Below are 1,355 nucleotides of genomic sequence, written 5' to 3' on the forward strand. Positions count from 1 at the left end.
GCTTGCCAGTCGGCGCGGCCTTCCACGTCATGGCGGGGTCGAACCAGATCGTCAGAGAGCCGCGGCGCTTGAGCGCTTGGTTATAGGCGGGCCAGTTCCTGGTCTTGTAGATCGGGGGTGTCGGTCTGCTCATGCAGTCAAGCTACCACGCTGGATTCACGAGATGAATCCCTCACGCGATTTGTGCAACAGAGCCACACTGCGCGCCAACTGCACTCAACACGATGGCAGGACCTTCATAATCGAAATATGGCAACCAAACGTCCTGCCCTGAAGCGCTATAACCGGGGAACAATCCGTCTGCCTGCTCCAGTTCAACCGTATTCTTGATCGTCGAACTCGTTGCGAGAGGACGCATGAGGTAACCGACTTTCGGAAACGTCACTCGACTACCTCCTGCAGCAGACCCGCGATCTCTGCTTCGAGGGTTTTCAACTCGGCGTCGATCTCTTCGAGCGGTCTCGGCGGCACGTATTTGTAGAAGTAGCGATTGAAGTTGATCTCATACCCGACACGCCCGACGCCGCCATCCTGCGCATCGGTGTATGTCTCATCCACCCAGGCATCGGGGACGAAGGGTAGAACCTCGCGCTGGACATAGGCGCGCCAGTCCTGATCCAGCGGCACCAGTTCGTGATCGCGCAGATCGGTGTCGGGTTCGGGGTTGCCGTCCTTGTCGGTGCAAACCTCGGCATCTTCGTCGCGTTCGGACAGCGCGGACAGGATCGCCTTTCTGACCGGCCCACCGACCTTGACACCTGCACGACGGAGAGCGGCGGAGAGCGCCTTGTCGAAGGCGTCGCGGTTCATCCATCGCTGACCGGCGGGCAGATGCACAAGCAGAGCCTCCATGACATCGCGTCGCTCGCCCTCGTCAAGTCGTTCAAACGGCTTCGCCTCGCGCAGCGCCTCCAACCCGTGCTTCGTCACGGCGAAGGCAAGTTTCAGTGGGCGTTCGACGCGGATCTCGCGATATCCGAAGTCGGTCGTGGCGAAGATTTTCGACACGTCCTCCCACCCTTCGTTACCGTTCAGCATGTCATGGTAGATGCGGGCGATCTGGTCGCACGCCTCGGGCGGGATTTCGCGGCGCTTGGACCCGAGCGACTTGCGCATCGATTTCCAGAATCTTTCACCGCTGGCGTCGATCAACTGCACCTTGCCACGCCGCGCCGTGTCCTTGCGGTTGGTCAGCAACCAGACATAGGTCTGAATGCCGGTGTTGTAGAAAATGTCAGTCGGCAGTGCGATGATCGCCTCGACCCAGTCGTTTTCCAGGGCTCTGTTGCACAAATCGGCTGAGGGCCGGAGTTCCCCTTTCCCCGGACAGACTTATCCTGTGACTTCCGTGATGG

At 59.8% G+C, this 1,355-nt stretch carries 2 protein-coding genes and 1 pseudogene; all 3 read right to left on the minus strand.

Annotated features, from left to right (window positions below; translation table 11 throughout):
- Positions 1–133, minus strand: a pseudogene (locus RGD00_RS23305) (IS5/IS1182 family transposase); the annotation flags it as partial.
- A 39-nt stretch (positions 134–172) separates the two neighbouring features.
- Positions 173–385: a hypothetical protein gene (locus RGD00_RS23310; protein WP_310459617.1), complete on the minus strand. Its 213-nt coding sequence runs from the start codon at positions 383–385 to the stop codon at positions 173–175.
- Positions 382–1,293, minus strand: coding sequence for an N-6 DNA methylase (locus RGD00_RS23315; protein ID WP_310459618.1), 912 nt, complete (start codon positions 1,291–1,293; stop codon positions 382–384). The genes RGD00_RS23310 and RGD00_RS23315 overlap by 4 nt, the downstream gene beginning before the upstream one ends.
- Positions 1,294–1,355: the final 62 nt, after the last annotated feature.

It is taken from the genome of Ruixingdingia sedimenti (assembly GCF_031432425.1).
GTDB lineage: Bacteria > Pseudomonadota > Alphaproteobacteria > Rhodobacterales > Rhodobacteraceae > Ruixingdingia > Ruixingdingia sedimenti.